The following is a 20857-nucleotide window of genomic DNA, read 5'->3' as shown; positions in this document are numbered from 1 at the left end:
TTATCCTAGAAATAAAGCTCGTTACTTGTAGGGATACTATTAAGAAACAATGGCGCTTTGAAGAAAAAAGATATAGTGGTACACAGATATAAGTATATGGGTTTAACTTTTTATTCCTATATCAGAATACAATGAAATGGAGGGGAATTATGAGCAGAACAGTTAAATTAGCAAATGGGATCGAAATGCCTCGCGTTGGTTTGGGTGTCTTTCAAATGACACCTGCACAAGCAGAGAATGCAACCAAAGTGGCATTAGAAGCTGGATATCGCTCGATTGATACGGCTCAGGGTTATAATAATGAAGAAGCTGTTGGCAGAGGGTTGATTGCAAGCGGTATTCCACGCGAAGAAGTTTTTATCACAACAAAAGTTCGAGCAAGTTTGCTTGGATATGACACAACGAAAGCTGCTTTTTATGAATCACTTGGAAAATTACAATTGGAATATATTGATTTATTCCTCATTCACTGGCCTAAGACAGACTTATATAATGAAGCTTGGCGTGTCATGGAAGAACTTTATGAAGATGGTAAAATTAGAGCAATCGGTGTTAGTAATTTCCTACCTGAGCATCTTGACCAATTATTGACAACAGCTAAAATTACACCGATGATTAATCAAATCGAACTTCATCCTATGCTTAGTCAAGTGGAGGCTCGGAAATACAACGATTCATTAGGTATTATAACAGAAGCTTACTGCCCACTTGGTAGTGGCCGTCTGCTTCATCACCCTGCGCTCCTTAAATTAGCAGAAAAATACGGGAAAACAACGGCCCAACTCATGATTCGTTGGGAAATTCAAAATAATATTGTAACTATTCCGAAGTCGGTCAATCAAGATAGAATCAAATCTAATTTTGATGTTTGGGATTTTGAAATTTCCGATGATGATATTGAAATTGTCAATGGCTTGAACGAAAATAAACGTGTTGGTACAGATCCACATCACTTCATGGAAATTTTCTATGGTGATATGAAACAACCTGATTATGTACTGAGCGATTGGGAAAAAGCGTTAGAAAAATAGTAGGAAAAAGGGGTGTGGACATAATCCTGGACCATTTTCAACAAATATCCCCTTGCCTCATCTGATGTTGAAGAGGACTAAGTCCTCCTAAAGGTAACTTGATTCGCTGATTATTATATCAAGAGATGTAATTATCCAAATGATTCATAAACTGGTTGCTTGTCGTATTTTCCAGTTTCGTTGGTAAAACATTTCATTCTTTAAGCGTCCAAAGGATTCTTCGTATGCTGAGTTATCTGGTGAACAACCTTTTTTAGACTTGGAGTGCGACAAGTTTGCTTTATTCATTCGATCGATGATCCAACTAGGCCATCGATATTGGGCATCACAATCAGAATGACCGATTGAACTTTGTTTTGAAGGGTGGGGAATCCATCATCTAACCATTGTATTCACTAATTCTGCATTAGGTTTTGTTCCAATGGTCCAACTAATAATAGCGCCATCATAACAATCGACAAGTGGGGACAAATAAACTTTCCCTGCGGGAATTTTAAATTTAGTAATAAATGTGTAGCTATCCAAAACAATATAAAAAGTATTTCGCTAAAACAACAACTTATGCTCTTTCTTCCTTTTCAGGCATAAGTTGTTATTTTTTTGACCAATTATCACTTCCATGTCATACTAATTGTGTGAATATTTACTCGATTTCACTATATACTCATACCTTTTTATCAAGTATTGGGTTATTGGAATCAATGGGTTACTCCTGCTGTGTAGTATCTTTATTCATTCCAATAGCCGGCGCCAAGCGCGAAAGCTTGGCGTCTTTTTTACATGTTTTTCGCCTATACTCATCAAAAAGTAGTTCCATTTCCAAACATTTGTACTACACTTATAAGTAGGATCCATGGATCCTACTAACGTCAAAAGTATGAAAAGTTGCGTTAAATATATGTTCGGTAAAGGGGAATCATATAATAATATTGCTATATAGGAGTGACTGTTATAAAAATAATAAATCAGGACTATAGACTCGTTTTCGCTGTATCATCCTACAAATGGATATAGTTAGTTTTATCTCTAGTGAGTTTTTTGAAAATAATCACAACAATAGTAAATAACCCAAAAATTAATAGGGACGACTAAAGAGTAAAAGGTATATTCACTTGGCAATAAATAAAAAGCAATTATCGCTGGAATTATAAGTAGTACATATAGTTTTTATTCACATCCATACCTCCTTGTTGTCCATAGTTTTAGTATAATCTTAACTTAACCACTTAAATAAAAAGAAAGATTCCTAATGTTTCTCTTCCTACCACTATTTTCTGTACGAATGTTCCAGCGCCTCCTAAATTTACTCTTTTGCTATACTAGCTTTGTGATATTATGAACTAGATCAAAGGCACAGCCAACACATCCCAAAATGGTCTCTATGCTTTATTACCCTATCGGGTTTAAGTATAGGAGCTGTTTTTTATTATACGTTCATACCGAGCACGCAAAATGAGACGGATATTTTGAACACACCATTTATTATTTAATAGATGGTGTGGCTTTATTTTGGGGAAAGAAAGGAACAGTTGATTTGTCTCAAAAGATTTCTTATTGTAACGGCAGTTTGTAATGTAGCCTTTCTTAAAGAGAGAATTCAAATGTGATAAAATACATAAATAGACGCATTTTTAGAGATAATCAATGCAATATATTGATAACTGAAAAATATATTTTGTAAGGAAAGGTAGAAAGGGTGAAGAAATAGAAAAAACATTAGAATTTTTGTTAAAGGATTCTAATTATAGATATGGAACAATATAAAAAATATCATACAGAAAACTAGTGTATCAATAGAGATATCATTAGGAACGACATTCAGTACTGTAGCAGGTGTTTTTTAGGATGAAGTCTTATGACATTAGTGAAGAAGTTTATATAAAAATCTAATTACATCGTATCGCTTAAAATATCTAATACATAAAGATTATCCTTTTGATTGAAAATAAATACAGTATCGGAGGAAAAAGAATTGAGAAAAGTAAGAAAGGAAGATTGGCTAAATGGGATATATGTGCTTTTGGGTATTCTATGTATTAGTATATATTTAGAGATAAATAATATATTGATATTAGCGCTCGGCTTTATAGCATTTCACTTCATGGAATAATGTTCCTGTTTTTTATTTCTGATATATATAGAAAGAAGTAGAAAAGTCGTGAAGAGAGGTTGTTTTTCCGATATAATAGAATGAATTGTTTTTAAATCAAAAAGGTGGGTTGCAAAGTGGAGGATATCACACAATGTATTAGAAGTCGTTTTGGAGATATAGCGCCAAATGAGTTAGCAGAAATACTGCAAATTCCTGTGGTAGAAAGTCGCTATATGGAAAGTGGGTCGGATTTAGTCTATATGGATCAGAAACCCATTATTTATCTAGGGTGGAACATAAATATGTTATTTAAGCAATCATTTATCAAACGAGAGATAGTGAAGTATTTAATAGATAATCCAGAATGTTTGGAGGCTTGGTTAAACAACTAAAATGCTTGTTTAAGTCAATCGCATGGAGTTTGCGTTCTGTAAGTGACACTTTATAACTTTTAACCAATAGATTGCAAGTTGCTTTCGGTTTAGAAGTAACTCTACAAAGTTCTTCTTTTTCATGTTTTTGCATTATAATTACCGGAAGCTAAAAGTATAGAATTTGGAAGAGGTGTTTATTTAATAGTTACAATTATATTTTGTGTAGCTGAAGAAGAAAAAGAATTTATTCAAAATATGACGAATTATATGGTGTGATAATTTCAGAACTAATGAGAAAGAACATCTTTGAGAGTTTAGGGAATCCAATAGATACAGAAATATATGATTGTATTTCTCTTCATGAGATGAAAAAGCACTTGGTTTATGAGTAAAGGGTTATTATAGTAAGCAATCGAAAGGATTGTCGAAATGACTAAAAAGGTGTTTTTTAGATTAATCTAAATTGTAACTTGGATTGAGAAGTACATAGAAGGAAGCCTTTGATTTGGATAATCTTTGAATAATGGATTAATTGATAGCTGCATTTGTACGTTTTTAATTTTGAAAGATTTCTGCCCATTGAGATAATGGGTTATTTTTATATACAAAATACAGTTAATAAAAGGTATGCATTGTTCTGGAAAAGATTTAGATCAGAGATAATATTTTTTATTTGTATGAAGTGTTTTTTACTTTATTAGAAGTTTAAATATATAGTTTTAAAAGAGAATAAATGTAATGAAGTACACAAAATAGGCACATTTTCCAGAAGAAATTGATGATATACTGATAATAAATGAATATTGTTTTAAGAAGGACGAGGTTAAATATGTAGCAAAGAACACAAATGAAATTGTGGTTTTATGAACAATTATTACAATGATGAGGAGGGGAATTATGATAAAGAAACTTTTGTTAGTATTTTTGTTGGTATTTGTTTTTAGTATTGTTGTGCCTTCTGGAACAAGTGCATTTGGTAGTTATTTGAGATTAGGGAATAATTGGAATGCGCGCTTTGATCCTCCCCATGAAGCTAAAGGGAAATATCACATTCATATTTATGAAAGAAAGACTCAAAAAGGAGCTACCAATATGGATGGTACTAATCATGGTGGTAGAAATTTAGCGAAAATTCCTAAAAAAGTGCAAAAAAGATTAAAAAATAGTACAAAGTATAAGAAGCATGCGAAGAAGAGTATAAAATTTGAAAGAAAGAAAAGGAGGCTTATGCTTTCAAAGTGATTAAAATGAGAAAAAACATAATTTAGTTATTTTTGCTTATTGATTTATCAAAATATTTCGTGAAGTAGGCTGGGAAAAGATGGGTAATATAAGGCTTTTTCTAACTCTTAATCAGTAAGGATAGTTGAAGTCGCTTTATTATATAGAGAAAAGAGGAGAGAGAATGAAAAATATTAGAAAAAAGGTTTTTATTCTAAGTGTGTTACTCGGTATAATTGTAAGTTTATCTGGCAATGGAGGTTATGCTGCGACTAAAGATGCTAAAAATTATAAGCCGGTAGGAGAGGCAACCACTATAAAGCCTAGCGGGATTGAAGGTGTGGATTATATTGTTTTAAACCAGCATTTTTTACCAGAATGGAATTCAAAAGATATAACTTATCAACCAGATTCCACTATTGAATATATAGAAAAAGGTAGTGCGGATGATGGTAAACAAAATCTAGCTAGATTTTGGAAAGAAGAAACGATGCAAAGAGCGGATGTTTCTTTAAGGCAAGTACAAGAAGATTTAGCTAGAGGCTATACTGTTAGGGATGATGACGGAGTGCAAATAACAGATATTGATGACTTAGTCCCTAATAATGTAGAAACAAGAATATCTCCATTAGATTTTAATGCGGAAAATGAAAACGAGTATCTGGAAGGATATTTACAAGAAACTAATCTAGATTTAGCTCCTGGAAAGCACATTAAAGCAGCATATGAATATCTTCCAGATGAAGTAAAACAAAATAGGAATAGTTATACTAAAAAAACGGTATATATCCGTGATTTGTATGACGCACAAGGGGATTTAGATACCTCTAAACTTGTAGGGCAACAAAATCTAGATTGGGAATATACGTATGTATTAAATAGTAATAATTCAAGAAAAATGGTTACCTCTGCCAATTTACATGAAATCAATAATCCTCAATCTGTTGCGCAAGAAAATGGCGGTAGAGTAATAGATGGGGAATTATATGAGTATTGGGAAAAGGACGGGGCGACGTATAGAAAAACAAATTGGAAATATATTGCTATGGCACCATTAAATATCGAATTTCATGAACATGAACTGGATTCAACACAGGATAGTTATAATTTTGGTGTCGGAACGATTAATTCTTGGTATGTTCTGAATCAACCTGATAATCAGGGGGCATTTCAAAATTCTGTAAATCAACATATACAGTCTGGGCTTGGGAATTCAGGGATAGCCAATGGATGGGCTTCTGGCTTTGGGTTTAAAAAAGTCCTCAATGAAAATGGACCTTTAGATAGTGGTGTGTCAGGAACTATTAATGGCTCAGGAGTATATAGAACCACCGTGCAACAATATCCGTTAACAGCTACTCCATATTCTGAAATTATTAATAATATGGTATTTATGGATATCTATCCATATAAAGATGTCTATGGAAACAATGTTTATGATGCTGCTGGTCAACCGGTATATCAATGGAAGAAATATTATTTTACGGATAAAGAAGAATATTATGCGCTAGAAAGAATTTCAGCTTATGATTATGGTTATTTTGTGGAAGAAACGGAATTTTTCACTTATACAGCAGATAAAATAGCTTATCAAACTAGAAAAACGCAACCTTTATATCAACGAATTTCGCTTGTTTCAAGGGAAGAACAGACTTCTAATAATGCTGTTAGGAACGACAGTCCAAAAAAGGATGCTGTATTATCAAAAGAATCCCATCAGAAACAAACAACAAAAGCGAAAAAGTTAGTGAAGACAGGAGATGAGTCGTTGATTGTACTCCAAGGAGTTGGTGTAATGCTATTGTGTCTGTTAGCTATGTGGAGGTGGGGGAAACGTAAAAAGAAAAAGGGGGCAGTTTAGTAGAACGGAGAATGTTTTTTGTAATGCTCGGCTATGCGACATTGAGTAAGAAAGTTAATAAGTGGTCTTGAAAGCTGATGGGTATTACTTTAGATGAACGATAGTATTAAATGATTGTTGTATAAGTGTTTGTTAATAAGGTGCTATTTTTGAAACACACCATTTAATTAATAGATGGTGTGTTTTTATGTTGAAAAGGATGCTTGATTATTTTAGAGCATAATTAGTTACCCCAAAGTTTTTAAGAGGAAGCGTTATTTTTCTTGGATTAATTTGAATACTGGGGATATTTCCGATTGTTAAAAAGAGAAATTGATCTAGTTCGCTTTATAGACCTGTCTAAGGATATTAAAGGTACATGAACCAACTAGTTTATTAGCTCAGTAGTTTTTTTAATGGTGAATTATTCAGATTAGAACCTTCGGAACTAAATAAGTCAAATAGTGGTGAAATAGTTCATAAAAATACTTTGACAGAAAAGATGTAAAAAAGAGAACTGCATAATATGATAGACTTCATGAATAATTATGAACTATCTGACCTTCATAAAATTGCCATAGCTCATTTCATGTTTGGGTATTTATATCTTTTTTATGATGGAAACGGCCGAACAAGTAGATGTATATCGAGTATGTATTTAAGAGGTTTATTAAATTCAATAACCGCATTGTCGCTATCGAAAGCATGTAAGGATAACTTGAAAATTTACTTAGACTCATTTTCTAATACTACTAATTTTAAGAGTGCAGGGGATTTGACCAATTTTATTGATTCTTTTTTTGAAATAGTGACTCTTGAACCATAGTATTTTAGTTTTTAAGGTTACCTAACAATTTTATTAGGGAGAAAACTTAGATAAGAGAGTGTCCAAGGTTGTCGTTATATTTATTGTAAGGATAGCAATGGCAAGTGTATTATGATAGAAAATAACTTGAATTTTATGTGAGATAGTGGTAAATAAGTTTATTATTCACAAGAAGAGTATTATGCGAGAGTTATAGGTGAATAAATCAATTTTACTGTTTAATTTGACTTTTCATTTTTTCTCCCAACCGCTTAAATAGAACTTAAAGTATTTAATGATTTATTTGATAATGGAAGTAAAAACATAAGAAGCGGTATATTTAGAGTTAGTTATATACAATTACATGCTAGAATACCAATTTAGAAGAAACTGTTTTGGAGATATAGAATTAATTAGTGGATTGATGGAAAGACTCCCGATTTCTTTAGAAAAGAGTTGCTGTATGAAAGCATACAGCGTTAGCGAGATAGAGATATGTTAGAATGTTTTAAAATAACTGATACATCATGAAGCAATAGAAATTTTTAAGCGACGTAGTAAAGAGCCAGCATAGGTGAAGTAATACCTGTTTTAAGCGATGGCTTTGAGGTAGCAGAGGAAGGGGAAACGACTTCAGCTGAGGCTAGCGCATCAAGTCAACAAGAAGAAAACACCCCAAGTACAGCAGGAAATAATGAAACAAAGGCTGTTGAAGGAAAGAAGGAAAGACCAAAACAAGGAAGAGAAATCACGGAAGCGAGAGCGATCAGTGAACTATTCCCAGATGCTGTTTTGGCAGAAGAGGTAGCATATGAGTTAAGGGAAGTAACTGGTGATGGTAGCTATACACCAAGTAGCCTGGTAACGCAGAGTGAGTTGGATCTTATTACTGGTGAGATACATCTATATGCGGAGATAAGTGATGGAAATGTCATTTTAGAACAAGAAGAATCTGTAGATGTCAGTGGTATAGGGCATTTGCGGAATCTGAGTAGCTTGACTATAGATGAGTATGGTGTTGTTGGTGGTTGGAGCGAGATAACTACTTTAGCCAATTTGACTCAATTGCACTTTGTAGATTGTTGGAATATAGAGGAACAAGAGCTAAGTCAGTTAACGAACTTACCTAATCTGACTGATTTAGGTATTTATAATACGTATGAAGAATTATTGGGTATAAGCGATGTGAGTTCATTAGCAGGTTTAACCAATTTAACTAATCTGCTTCTAGAGGGCAATCAGATTAAGGATATTAGTCCGTTAGCAGGACTGACGAGCACAAGGATCAACGCAACGAATCAAAAAGTGATAGACAGCGTAAAATGGACACCTCTAGTAGAGGTAGCAAATGAGATAACAGGAATGAGCGGTCAATTAGAGACACCGTCATCTATCTTTTTTAGAGGACTCTTTCTCACGATATACTATCTTATCGTAAAGAGGCAAGTTATCACGACTAGTTTTTAATACGAAAATGAAACGAACTATTTACGTATCTCATACAGTAAATAGTTCGCATAAATCATTTTTTGGATACTTTCTTTTTAAAGCTTGCTAGTGAATTCGCAACTTTTAAAGTTAATTTGACAGATTTTCGATTCAATGTTCCTTGGTAGTACCTATTTTTATTGGTTAGTTCGTTATTTTTATTTATAGTAAACTGTAATTTTTGCTTGGTTTGTGCAAGTTCATTTTCTAATTGGTTATTTTTCTTTTGGAAGGCAGTTATTTTTTGTTGATCTATTTTAGTTTGTGCTGCACTTGTTTTTTTCAATTGTGTTAGTTGATTATTAACAAGATTAACTCGATACCTTGTGTTATAATCATGTCTTTCTTTTAATAGATTAGCAGAAACACTCACTCGGTTTAGCATTTCTGTTGAACTTAGAATCGAAATCGGTTCTGGGCTAGCTGGAAAATCAATGGCTTGAATGAGTTCATCTAGAGGAGTAGATTTTCTGTCCTTATCTTGTTTGTATATATGATCGAGTCCATTTGCATCTAGAAAGTTAATATAGTTGTCAAAATTGCGTGCTTGTACTTTTTCGGCAGATTTTAAGTCCACTTTACTTAGTAATTCTTGGATGTCATTTATATTTTCTAATTCATCTATTGTGACATGTGTAAGTGCATGATAAGAAGCGAGTTCACGCATTCTAGCGTCTTGAACGAAAGAAACATTGGGTGTCCCGACAATAGTAGGAATAACGTTTCCATGTAGTCGAGAGCCGATGCTAAAATTAATATTTTTCACATAATTATACCAGCTAGGCATATTAGTAAAATATTTTACACGACCTTCTGAATAATATTTATGTTCGATATTTGTAGGGTACCCCTTGATATCGCTAGCAATATCTGGGCCACCTGCAAACATTAAGTGGAATTCATCTAAGTGTTGCGGAATGAAGTTATAATCAGTGTAGGTTGTAATCATGTTGTTTAAGAAGTGAATAGCAATTTCTGAGGATACTGGAGACGCGTTGATAGCGATGGATGAATGTTCTGTTAGGTGAAGATCTCTTATTTTTATTTCGCGTCCAAATGTATATAGTGAAGGACAACCAATTACTTGATAGTCGGTGTTTTCATTAAATCCAAGTTTTCTTAAATAATCTGCTGTAATTTGTCCACGGACTCCAATTTTTGAGGATTTTTCTAGAACTGCTTTTACAAAATTAGTAACATCCTCATCAAAAGCAAAACCTTCTTCTAGTTGTGGCTCATAATTAGCTCGTAAACCTACACCTGTAACTACAACAGGGATTTTTAGCTTACGAATAAGGTTTGTGTAATTACGAAGAGATGTTCTAAAGTCTTCTCGGAAAGCATCTGCTAGTGGAATTACATAAACATCATAATTTTCATTGATTTTTTCAGCTAAATTAGGATTAGATGATAGCCCATCCGCATGAATTTCCACATCGTTCTTCCATAAAGCTCGGTAAATGCTATATTGATAAGCAAGATTACCGTTATTAAATCCAGTACGATCTTTCAAATAAATATCTTCAGGTGTGTAAATGTTGGTAGGGCGCATGCCTGAACGAATGAGTATTTTCATCTGTAAACCTCCACTTTTTAGGTATATTTAATATAAAATTTATTATATCATTTTATATTAAAGTGTACACTATAAAAAGGAGGGCGCTACCTGTATTAAATCATTTTCAATCTCCGTTTAATTGCGGAATAATTTAGTGGTTTCTATGAATAAAAAAAGAAAATATTCCATAGCAAATATACTAATGTTTCGAAAATTTCTCTCGCTAAATTAGTTGTATAAAGCTTCACTTTCCAAAATTTTATATAGTTATAGCATATTTCTTTGTTTGTTATAAAACCTTTGTGATTCTTTATCAAAAGAATAGTTTATATGCTTTCACCGGATAGGTTTAAGTACATAGACTTTTGTTTTCTGCCAATAGAAAAGAGATCCCTTCTATCTAACTAGCAACGCATTTAGTTACCTTTAAAGTTAAAATTTCAACAAGAAATATAGGAACTATCTTAGTAAACGTTAAAAACAGCTAGTAAATTCCTATATGAGTTCCGATTTTAAAAAGAATATTTTAACGGGATAAATGGTATTTTCGGTGTTAGTCACTTTATTATTAGTTTCAATTATAGTACTTTGTTTATGAAATGGCACGAAATGTATAGAAGGAGACGCGAAACGACCTTTTTTAATAGTCATATACCTAATAATATTATTGGTATGAAATTTAGATATTAAAGATGGGAGTGAAAGGAATTTGAGGTTTTCGAGAAAAGAAAAGGAAGAAATACAAAAAAATTGGCGAATGTGGAAAAAAGGAAAACAATGGATTTGTGGAGCAGCTTTATTTTTCACTGTAGTTGCATCACCAGGTATGCTGGTTTTAGCAGATGAAGTAAATGCTGGTGATGCAACAGAGGTCACAGCAGGAGACGAGACACCTCCTCTTCCAGAAGGATCTACTGAAAATGAGGTGGAAGAGACAACAGCAGAAAGCGGAACATCTTCGCCTGAGAGCGCAGATCCGGATCAACAAGAAGAAAATACACAACATCCAGCGGAGAATAATGAAACGAATGCTGGTGAAGGGAAGAAGGCAAAGCCTAAGACGGGAAGGACCATCACGCAACCAACAGCAATCAGTGATCTCTTTCCAGATGCTAATTTAGCAGAAGTAATACGATCTAAATTAGGAAAAGCCTCTGTGAGTGATACGGTAACACAGAGTGAACTGAATACGATTTATACGATTAATGATTGGATAAACGATGGCTATTACGAGGTCTACGGTGTTACTAATCTTAGTGGAATGGAGCATTTGATCAACCTGACACACGTGAATTTGGGGGGCAGTAACCAGATAAGTGATATAAGCCCATTATCGGGTCTGGTAAATTTGCGGGAGTTGTGGTTGGATCATAGCCAGATAAGTGATATAAGCCCATTATCGGGTCTGGTAAATTTGCGGGAGTTGTATTTGAACAATAACCAAATAAGTGATATAAGCCCATTATCGGGTCTGGTAAATTTGAATTGGTTGGTTTTGGACCGTAACCAGATAAGTGATATAAGTTCATTGAGTTCATTAAGTTTGTTATACGCAAGCTCTGATGATAATGATATTTATAATGAGTCAAGGCTGTCTGTAGCGAATCAACAAATCACCTTATCTGGAATAAATTGGTCTAATCCATTAGAGGTACCATTTATAGTAAATGATACGGATTATCATGATGAAATAGCTCCAAGTAGCATCTCTAATAATGGTCAATTCGCTGATGATATCATTACATGGAATGGATTGCTAAATAACTCGCAGGAGCTAACTTATAGTTGGAACAGAGTTAGTAGTGCTGTAAGTGGTGCAAGCCCTGAGTTTTCGCAGTGGCATGTGTTTTCAGGAACAGTTACCGTGCAAGTGGAACCTGTGTCTATTTCTGCTGTGAAGATTTTAATAGACGCCGATGGGGATAGTCAAACGGCTGGAGATCAAACTTTATTTGCAGAAGAAGCAGACGAGGACTGGGATTCTGCGGAAGATGCATATAATTATGCGAAAGAACAATTGAATGGAACAGGCTATGGTTTGATGAGTATAGAAACAGATAGTAATGGTGATTGTGTTATTCTAGTATCACGAGTAGGGGCACTGAAAAAAGTAAATACGAATGGAACTGCGGTAGGAACAGAAGTTCCTTATACACCTACTTATACAGTTACGGGGACAGGAGATGAAGCGGAGCTGGTTGTTTCCTATACAGCATCAATAGATGCACCGCCAACAGGATATGTGTATATCTATGGGAAAGGGACAACACAAGAAACGCGTTATATCGATAATACACCCATCACTATCCCACTTACAGATACAAATGGAAATGGTACACCTCAATGGAGAGAAGATTATACCCTAGTGCAATACCAAAGAGCAGGAGCATTAAACCCTACCTTGCCAGATGGAAGTCAAGTTTCTGGAGGAACTATTTCTATCCCAGATGATGCGATAGCAGGAGATATTATCACGGTACCTGATACGATTACTGGATCAGATGGAAGAGACTATGGTGTAGATTCAAGTGTAGATACAGATTCCACTACTCCAGGAGTACAGATTACATTAACAGAAGATGATCAAGATGTTCCGTATTTCGATATTCTTTTATCAGAATCTATTTCGCAGAGCGCATCTGAATCAGTATCACAAAGTACATCCGAGTCAATTTCACAGAGTACGTCTGAATCTATTTCGCAGAGTGAATCTATTTCGTTAAGCGAGTCCGAGGCGCCATCGTTGAGTGAATCGTTATCTACATCTTTAAGTGAGAGTGAGGCAAGTACGTCGGAGTCCGTTTCCTTAAGTGAGTCTGAGACTTCGACAACAGGAACGAATGCATCGGAAGTAGACGGGGCGAATGCGAGTAATCGACCATTTCCAAGCCAAGCACAAGATGGGAAGTTAGCAAAAACAGGAGATAAGAGTATGTTGTCTCTACAAGGAATAGGTGCAGGATTATTAGCGTACCTATCCGGAGTATGGTTATGGGCAAGAAGAAAAAAGAAAGCGTAACGAAGTAACGTAGTGACTCAGAGAATCAACCAAGAACTTCTTCAGAGATGAAGCATTCTTGGTTGATTATTCTTTTTATTCCTAACGAGCATATAATAAGAATAAAATTGTATTTTTATTTTGTTTCATTTTATATTAATTGCTCGAAAACACCCACTTTAAACATTTTTGATATATTCCATTATTTTCCTAAAGTTAGTGAGTAATAATATAAAAGCTTTTTCATGCTATCAGTTGCATATTATAATAGATCTATTGAAGTATTAGCAACCTTTACTTTCACTTATTTATGCATTTTATTAAAACGTATTTACTATTTTATAACCTATTGTTAATTATTGATGTTATAATAAAATCTAAATTGTATCAAAGGCTTTTCCTGGGAAAACTGTTTTAAAATAGTAGGTTTACAGTTTTTGATCGACATTATACATCATAAATACTATTTTTAAACAAAAGGAGATGGTAATGTGTATATCAACATTGGAAATTTTAAAAAAAATATATTTTCATTAAAAGAATATTTTCTTTTTTCAAATGAAGATTTTAAATGCTTTTTTCATTTTGACTATGAAAGTCTTATTAATATGACAGAAGAAGATCTAAATTATCAAGAATGCTTAGAAAAAAGTGTGATGCTTACAGATCCTTTTGCAGGTCATAGTAGTGATTATCGCTTAAAACATCTAATCGAAGTTTTGCATGTAATATATAGCTTATCTTACGAAACTATTTCGCGTTTTTCAGGTATTAAACAGGAAGAAATTTTGAACTATTTAAAAGACAGCCATACTATAACAGAAGCTCAGAAGTTCGAATGCTGTAGCAGATTAACTTTATTAGATAGAATTATTTCAAGCATGGTGCCAACTAAATATATTTTAGAAGATGAATAATCTAAATGATTTTTTTCATAGCCATAAAACTCCTCTTGCTTAGTGTATAACTCAAAATATCGATAATATATAAGAGAATATATTTGGTGAAAAGTAGCCAATTTAATTCGTATTAGAAAATAATTAGGATTCATTTTAATCATAAAAATATAAAAGTTGTTAGATTTATATGTTGGGTATTTCATGGCAATCAACATTCTTTCGTTTTGTGTCGAAGTATTTGGAGAGAAGTAGTTGAACCGTACATTAACTGATTAATACTAAGAAATCAAACTGTACCTGCCTTAGAAGATGAATTTCTATCTAAAAAGGAGATGTTTGAAAAAACTTGGTTTTATATTAAATGTAAAAAAAGCAGGATCAACAGGTGAAATTCAATCCGCATATGATTTAAAATATAAAACAGTGATAAATAAAGTTGATTCATACTCGTGTAAAAGAGTATCTAGCAAAAAAGCTCAAGCGGAAATAAGATTTTCTAATATTTTCATGAGTTTTAATGGCTACCATGGAGTGAAAGTTAGTGGAAGCAAACTCATTGGTTATAGTGATTGATAAAGAATAGGAGTTGGATTTTTATGTCATTTAGTCCGATAGCTGCTTTTATTACAGTGGTGTGCATTGCTGGTATAGTTGCATTAGGAATTTATATCATTGGACAAGTCAATAAAAAATAAGCAATATTTATAATAGTTCTGCAAGAGAAATCAAATAGTAAAAGCAGATGAGGCTAGTGATAAAGTGCATGGAAATAGTTAATTTTTAAAAGTATAATAATCAGTTCGAATGACAAGTATTATTATGATAGATTGATCAAATTAAGCCATGAGGTGATTTTTTGAAAAGAAAGAAGAAAAAGCAATGTGTTCTCTGTCAGGAATATTTCGAAAATTCAAATATGAGTGAAGAACATTATCCTGCTAAAAGTACTGGTAATGATGATATAGTCGCTTTAGATTTAGTTAAAATGATAGATTCAATGATGTCAGGAGAAGTTAATAAGCATATTTATGACCAAAAAAACAAAGGGAAATCGATTGAAGAAATTAGTGGAGATTATTTTGATAGTGAGTTATCATATCCTCTTTATCCTAAAGGTAGAACAACTCGTTCGTTATGTAGATCTTGTAATACTTTTTTAGGGAAGTATGATGAAGCTTATAAGAAATTTTTTGATAATGAGGGAAATCCTGCAATAATAAAAGGATTTCAAATTTTGACGAGGCTTAAAATTGTTAAAGCTATATATGCTAAATTTTTATCTGTCCCTGAATGTAAAGGATGGGAGTTTGATTTTATCCATTTTTTAAGAGATGAAAAAGCTGAAATCTATAACGGAAAGTGGCAAGTTTATTGTCTTAAGAGAGATCATAGTACTGATATGATGGGTTTAGAAAGTTTGGAAACTGGAAAAATGGACTGGGATGAAGGAGTAATTTTTGAATTATCAGATGAAAAATTTATTTTTCACCTAATGAACTTTGATCCTCATGAATGCTATAAATCAATAAATATGATGGATATTCTAGGTAAAAGCTATAAACTGGTCAGTGGCCATGAGGTTCAGGGAGGCTATCATGGGCAATTTATGCTACAGAATATGTTTGGAGTGTTAAACGCAACTGAAAAAGGGCTCTAGATTTCTTACAATATTAGAGTCATGGATTGACAGGAAGTTGCTACGCTGAAAATCTAACGTACTGTTTTAAAATAGTCCTGCAAGCCTTTTATTTTGGGATAGGAAGTAAACTAGTGGTACAAGTATTTCCGCCATTAGTTACCGTGTATGATTTGCCTAACTATTTTTCGAAAGCCTATAAGCCACAACAAGTAAAATACTTTAAATAAATCTAACCAAGTGGGAAGTGTTCGGGATGAAAAAATATAAAAAGTGGTGGATAACGTTAGGTGTGTTGTTGGTTCTTTGTTTCATCGGATATCTATTTTTATCGGTGATTCCAAGGCATAAGGCGAATGAAGCTGTCAATGATTACTTAGCAGCGCAGAAGGTGGAGTCTAATCAAATTAAGACGAGAGCTACTCAGAAGGATTGGACGCAGGGAGGGTACTATATTACGATAGTATTCAAAGATGATCCAGACTTAGTATATAAATATTATTATTATGAGGATAATAGAAAGGATCCCTATCATATCAATCTACTTATATTTAAAAACGGGTCGGGCCAATTGGATAATCAAGTGAAGCATCCCCCATTACCGGAACAAGAAGGGTTTATAGAATGAATCCAAGGAAAATAGAATTCATTTTAACCCCTTAATTGCTGGAATTACAGAAATCGCTAGCGGAGGTATTCTGCTGCAGGTGGTTTAACAGTAATCTTTTCATCTGTTTTTAAGTAAATCTTTTAGGATTTTTTGCTGTCTAGGTTCTAATTTTGTGTCTACTCAATGTTCTAGTAAAAGATTAATTAACTCATATTGTTTTAATTTCATTTCAAAGAAATTATGGGCAATGGTGTCAAGTAAAAGCATATCGTCTGGATTAATTTTGATATTTTTTCAATCCGTAGCAGAAATTTTTTGTTGTTTTTTCTAGTAGTACTAACTTGTCTAGTAGTAGCCGAAAAAAATAGAGCAACATGGCCAACCGTTTATAGAATTAAAAAGGGTTTAGAGAAGCAAAAATACGAATAAATATGCGTATTTATACACGGCTTATTTTTTCGGAAAAATATTTTAATGGTGTGAAAATGCCTTTTTTGTGCCATTGTATTTTTAAATGTATAAAATAGTGTATATAAACACATAATGTGAATTTTTGAGCATTGATAAATATGTTTCACTCAGATTGTGGTGACAGAAAGTGCTTTTTTAGGTAAAAACAGGTCGTTCATGACAAGAATCGGACATTTCATTACTTTTTTGGTTATACATTGGCTTTTTATGATACACTCATTTTGAAAGCTAGACTATACATAAAAAGGAGAGAAATGAGCTTATGAAAAAGACCGTTTTAAAGCCAGTGATAGTACCCGTAATTGTCGGACTTTTGGTAATAACTCCGATTACACATGTATCTGCAGCTGTAAAGGATGTTGATGTAACTCCAATTCTTACGCAAAAAGAAGTTGAAAGTGGTGTGCAAGATAATAGCAATGAATTACCAGATGAATTTATTGTTAAAGATCAAATCAGTCCAAGTATGCCCGTTAATCAAGAAAGACCGCTATTAAGAAGCGCTACCCTAGGTTATGAGAAATGGACGAAAGTATCGACGACAAGAAAAGTGTCAAAAGGGTTTATTGATTGGCACCCAGGATGGAAAAACTATCAATATAATATTTCTGCTTATTATTTCAGTAAAGCGACAATGAATGTTAGTGCGAGTATCGGTTATGGTAAGTTTAGTATGTCTGTTTCAAAAGCAGGTTCAAACGGACAAATTATTAAAGCAAATCCTAAAAAGTGGACAAGACCTGCCATATACGGAAATGTAGATGTTACAAAGTATACGGTTAAAAAATATAATGGTGCTGGAATATACACAGGCTCGACAACAAAATACGCAAGTACTGCTTCGAGTACGTACGTCCAAAGCCGGAATAAATAAATCGAAAAGAGAGCTAATCGAATGAAGAAAAAATGGTTAATACTAATACTGTTAATAATAGTTATTTGCGCTTCATTATTCGGAATAAAGTGGTTGGTCGATAGGAATAACATTGTAGGAATGATACAAGTTGACGGACTTGTGTACGTTATGACGAATGAACCAGCAGAGAAAGAAGATGTTATAGAGGAAATTGGAGAGATAAAGCAGAAAATAAAAAGACATAAAACGCCAGATAAAGACTTCACTTCTAACTTATTAGAAGAAGGATCAGCGCTTTATAAAGCAAAAGATGGGGACGATTATCCTAGAACCATTTTGTATAAAGAGGATGGCAAGTATTACATTGCATCAGAAGCTGCAGAACAACCTAATCAAAAACAATAGTAAATATGTATTTAAAAATAGATCAAGTCAAGAGAATAACCAGATGAAACATCTACCATTACCGGAACAAGAGGAAGAATAAAAGAATGCTTTCCATCCTATAAAGTTGTCAGTAGATAGTGATAATGGCCAATGAGATGAGAATAAGGTAGGCACACCATTTAGTTACTAGATGGTGTGTTTTTGTGATATAGGGAATATCCAGCGTCTTATGTTAACTGAGGTTAGGAAGTTAACATTTTTAAAAGGATAATAGCTGTAATAAGGTACACAAAATATACATATTTTCTAGAAAAAATTAATGTTATACTAGCAATTGACTACTATATTTAACAAAAACAGTTGTATTTTTATTCTAGTGAGTATATGAAGGAGATGCTATGAAAAAACAAGTTATTACCAGTTTAGTTATATGCTTATTATTTTTACTAGTAGGAAGTTTGCTATGGATTTATAACGTAAATAATAAGACAAAAGAAGAAGCAGTTGTAACGGAAAATGCTTATAATAAGGTAAAGAAGGAACCGATAGTCATTAAAAAGACCCATAATTTTTTGCAATACAGTTTGGAAAAAGAAGGTTATTTTTACAGTTTTGTAAATAATCAAGATGTATTATACGCTTTGATTGATGAAAAAGAGGAATTACTTTCTACGGATGTGTTTGCCTTAGATAAAAACAATCGATTGAAAAGCTCCATCTATAAAACTAAAAATGGGGAAGATGGAGAGATTAGTGTGCTGGGAGGAAATGAAGACTATCTAGTGTGGCTAGATGGAAGCTACACTAGTCATTTATATACAATGGTGGTCTATAATATTGCGCAAGAGAAGGTAGTGACAACGATAGAAAGTACAGATGAAAACTACTTTGATACATTTATCCTACAGGGAGATACTATTTATTGGATAGAAGAAGATACTACTAAAAAAACAGAAGATGAGATAACGGGAGAAGACAAAGATACGATGATTATAGGTAACCATATGGGGGAAATAAAGTCTTATAACATTGTTAGTAGGAACTATCAAACGATAGATACGATAAAAACGGTAAACCACCCTAATGAAGTGCTAACAGTGAGTGAGGATAAGCTTTGGTATATAGATAATCGCGGATTTGAAGAGACTGCCTTAATAAAAACGTATGATTTTACTACAAAAGAAATAGCTGCATATGATTTAAAAGAGCAATTCTTAGGGCATCTTAAACCTATAAATAACCACAGTGTAGCGTTTTTTAAGTATTCTATCCATGAGGGGCCAAAGGGATTATATTTATATAATACCAATTCAAAAAAAATAACCTTAATAAATGCTCAGGAGACAGATTATCTTGCTGTGTATAACGGGAAAGGTAAGATTATTTCTACAGAAATGACATATGAGATTAATCAAGAAGGACAAATAAAATTTAGTGATACGATGCAGCAAACATTTTATAAGGATTTTTATCTTTTTTGTGTGGGACCGTTTTCATCTCTAAGCTTTACTTCTTCTAGAGGAGTAGAGTTTGATTCTATTATTGAGTTTAATGAGAATTCATTAGAATGGAGAGATGAATTGTAGTCAGTAAAGCTTTAAACAAGGTTAATTTGATTTTTATGGAATTTAACAAGGCCAGTGGACGCTTATGCCTCTGCATCTGTCGTCCTTAACTCAGTAGTATCATCAGATAATAATCCACTACCCAAAACACCAGTAATTAACGTTAAAGTATATTTTGTTTTTCTTGGATTCTTAATGTATAAACCTCCCTTACACATTAAGAATTAGTTCATCAGAATTTATATTTAAAATAACGCAAAGACATAAGACATAAAACATCTATCTAAACTATTAAACCAGTCTAATTTTAAACAGAATTAAAAAGCCTTGTCTATATACACAATAAATGGATTATAACCTAAACTACTAAATCTTGTGAGAAGATATGCGCTCCATACTGTTACGATATTTTCTTTCAACTCGCAAACAGTTATCTTGCTGAGGAATCGTTAATTTTATATTGAAGAAAATCAGATATATTTCAAGTTTCTTCAATATTATATAAATCCTTTTTAATTCGATAAACTGTTGGACTTGTTACTCTACTTTTTTCTGCTATTGTTTTAATGACCATACCTTCTTCTAACATATGAACAATCTGATAATAGACTGCTTGTTTTTGTTGATCTCTTGCATTTGGTGAATAAAGGTGTGGTCGCCCTTTATAAACGCCTACTTCTTTTGCGATAGCTATTCTTTGTGCTTGCCTTCTTTTACTTTCTTCTCTTTCTTGTTCAACAATCATCATCAACAGCTGAAGCAGTAAATTTTTCACCAATCGATCTAACAATGGGTCTAAGATTGGTTCACTCAATAAAGATGAATATTTTACAGCAAATGATGATGTTATTTTTCAACTTGTAAAAGATTCTCGGATTAAATTTATATCAAGATAAAAAAGCATATAACGCTATTAAAAAGCAACTTGAAGTCCTAGCCGAATGGGAGTTCATCAAGTTGCTTTTTGGAATAATTACTTTATTGATTATTATTTTAAATAATTATTCATATAACTTCATCCTATAG

16 protein-coding genes are annotated in these 20857 nt (G+C 33.1%); 14 read left to right on the top strand and 2 right to left on the bottom strand.

What is annotated here, in order from left to right; translation table 11 throughout:
- Window positions 1–149 precede the first annotated feature (149 nt).
- The 6 genes from HCB45_RS13045 to HCB45_RS13015 all read left to right on the top strand — a co-directional run bounded on the left by HCB45_RS13045 (window position 150) and on the right by HCB45_RS13015 (window position 8830).
- The gene (locus HCB45_RS13045; RefSeq protein WP_185620217.1) at window positions 150–1031 is read left to right on the top strand and encodes an aldo/keto reductase; all 882 of its coding nucleotides are present in this window, start codon (window positions 150–152) and stop codon (window positions 1029–1031) included.
- A 2226-nt stretch (window positions 1032–3257) separates the two neighbouring features.
- Window positions 3258–3515: a hypothetical protein gene (locus HCB45_RS13035; RefSeq protein WP_185620215.1), complete on the top strand. Its 258-nt coding sequence runs from the start codon at window positions 3258–3260 to the stop codon at window positions 3513–3515.
- An 879-nt stretch (window positions 3516–4394) separates the two neighbouring features.
- On the top strand, window positions 4395–4739 hold the full coding sequence (locus HCB45_RS13030) for a hypothetical protein (protein WP_185620212.1): 345 nt from the start codon (window positions 4395–4397) through the stop codon (window positions 4737–4739).
- 163 nt (window positions 4740–4902) lie between these two features.
- Complete coding sequence (locus HCB45_RS13025) at window positions 4903–6579, top strand: hypothetical protein (protein ID WP_185620210.1); 1677 nt, start codon at window positions 4903–4905, stop codon at window positions 6577–6579.
- A gap of 505 nt (window positions 6580–7084) precedes the next feature.
- Window positions 7085–7384: a Fic family protein gene (locus HCB45_RS15485; RefSeq protein WP_376740642.1), complete on the top strand. Its 300-nt coding sequence runs from the start codon at window positions 7085–7087 to the stop codon at window positions 7382–7384.
- Window positions 7385–7933: 549 nt separating this feature from the next.
- A complete protein-coding gene (locus HCB45_RS13015; protein ID WP_514130538.1) occupies window positions 7934–8830 on the top strand; it encodes an internalin N-terminal domain-containing protein in 897 nt (298 codons plus the stop codon).
- Window positions 8831–8885: 55 nt separating this feature from the next.
- Here HCB45_RS13015 and HCB45_RS13010 read toward each other — a convergent pair whose 3' ends face one another.
- The gene (locus HCB45_RS13010; protein WP_185620259.1) at window positions 8886–10403 is read right to left on the bottom strand and encodes a polysaccharide pyruvyl transferase family protein; all 1518 of its coding nucleotides are present in this window, start codon (window positions 10401–10403) and stop codon (window positions 8886–8888) included.
- Between the two features lie 715 nt (window positions 10404–11118).
- Here HCB45_RS13010 and HCB45_RS13005 point away from each other — a divergent pair.
- The 8 genes from HCB45_RS13005 to HCB45_RS12970 all read left to right on the top strand — a co-directional run bounded on the left by HCB45_RS13005 (window position 11119) and on the right by HCB45_RS12970 (window position 19852).
- Window positions 11119–13428: a leucine-rich repeat domain-containing protein gene (locus HCB45_RS13005; RefSeq protein WP_185620205.1), complete on the top strand. Its 2310-nt coding sequence runs from the start codon at window positions 11119–11121 to the stop codon at window positions 13426–13428.
- A 470-nt stretch (window positions 13429–13898) separates the two neighbouring features.
- On the top strand, window positions 13899–14324 hold the full coding sequence (locus HCB45_RS13000; protein ID WP_185620203.1) for an HTH domain-containing protein: 426 nt from the start codon (window positions 13899–13901) through the stop codon (window positions 14322–14324).
- Between the two features lie 318 nt (window positions 14325–14642).
- Entirely contained in the window at window positions 14643–14879 is a 237-nt protein-coding gene (locus HCB45_RS12995) for a hypothetical protein (RefSeq protein WP_185620201.1), read from the top strand.
- 283 nt (window positions 14880–15162) lie between these two features.
- On the top strand, window positions 15163–15963 hold the full coding sequence (locus HCB45_RS12990; RefSeq protein WP_185620199.1) for a hypothetical protein: 801 nt from the start codon (window positions 15163–15165) through the stop codon (window positions 15961–15963).
- Window positions 15964–16198: 235 nt separating this feature from the next.
- Window positions 16199–16570 carry a DUF3139 domain-containing protein gene (locus tag HCB45_RS12985; RefSeq protein WP_185620198.1) on the top strand — a complete coding sequence of 124 codons (372 nt, stop codon included), beginning with the start codon at window positions 16199–16201 and terminating at the stop codon, window positions 16568–16570.
- A gap of 715 nt (window positions 16571–17285) precedes the next feature.
- Window positions 17286–17897, top strand: a complete 612-nt coding sequence (locus HCB45_RS12980; protein ID WP_185620196.1) for a hypothetical protein — start codon at window positions 17286–17288, stop codon at window positions 17895–17897.
- Window positions 17898–17918: 21 nt separating this feature from the next.
- Entirely contained in the window at window positions 17919–18284 is a 366-nt protein-coding gene (locus tag HCB45_RS12975) for a hypothetical protein (protein WP_185620194.1), read from the top strand.
- Between the two features lie 380 nt (window positions 18285–18664).
- Window positions 18665–19852 (top strand): hypothetical protein, encoded by a 1188-nt coding sequence (locus HCB45_RS12970; RefSeq protein WP_185620192.1) that lies wholly within the window; start codon window positions 18665–18667, stop codon window positions 19850–19852.
- Between the two features lie 460 nt (window positions 19853–20312).
- Here HCB45_RS12970 and HCB45_RS12965 read toward each other — a convergent pair whose 3' ends face one another.
- Entirely contained in the window at window positions 20313–20606 is a 294-nt protein-coding gene (locus HCB45_RS12965; RefSeq protein WP_312026330.1) for a helix-turn-helix domain-containing protein, read from the bottom strand.
- Window positions 20607–20857: the final 251 nt, after the last annotated feature.

This window comes from Listeria farberi (assembly GCF_014229245.1).
GTDB classification, from domain to species: domain Bacteria; phylum Bacillota; class Bacilli; order Lactobacillales; family Listeriaceae; genus Listeria; species Listeria farberi.
The sequence above is the reverse complement of the archived record's forward strand: the minus strand, read 5'-3'. Positions and strand labels throughout refer to the sequence as shown.

What these genes read in the sequence shown, in the direction of transcription:
- HCB45_RS13045 (WP_185620217.1), top strand. Translation starts at nt 150, where the DNA reads ATGAGCAGAACAGTTAAATTAGCAAATGGGATCGAAATGCCTCGCGTT.
- HCB45_RS13030 (WP_185620212.1), top strand. Translation starts at nt 4,395, where the DNA reads ATGATAAAGAAACTTTTGTTAGTATTTTTGTTGGTATTTGTTTTTAGT.
- HCB45_RS13025 (WP_185620210.1), top strand. Translation starts at nt 4,903, where the DNA reads ATGAAAAATATTAGAAAAAAGGTTTTTATTCTAAGTGTGTTACTCGGT.
- HCB45_RS15485 (WP_376740642.1), top strand. Translation starts at nt 7,085, where the DNA reads ATGATAGACTTCATGAATAATTATGAACTATCTGACCTTCATAAAATT.
- HCB45_RS13010 (WP_185620259.1), bottom strand. Translation starts at nt 10,403, where the DNA reads ATGCGCCCTACCAACATTTACACACCTGAAGATATTTATTTGAAAGAT.
- HCB45_RS12985 (WP_185620198.1), top strand. Translation starts at nt 16,199, where the DNA reads ATGAAAAAATATAAAAAGTGGTGGATAACGTTAGGTGTGTTGTTGGTT.
- HCB45_RS12980 (WP_185620196.1), top strand. Translation starts at nt 17,286, where the DNA reads ATGAAAAAGACCGTTTTAAAGCCAGTGATAGTACCCGTAATTGTCGGA.
- HCB45_RS12975 (WP_185620194.1), top strand. Translation starts at nt 17,919, where the DNA reads ATGAAGAAAAAATGGTTAATACTAATACTGTTAATAATAGTTATTTGC.
- HCB45_RS12970 (WP_185620192.1), top strand. Translation starts at nt 18,665, where the DNA reads ATGAAAAAACAAGTTATTACCAGTTTAGTTATATGCTTATTATTTTTA.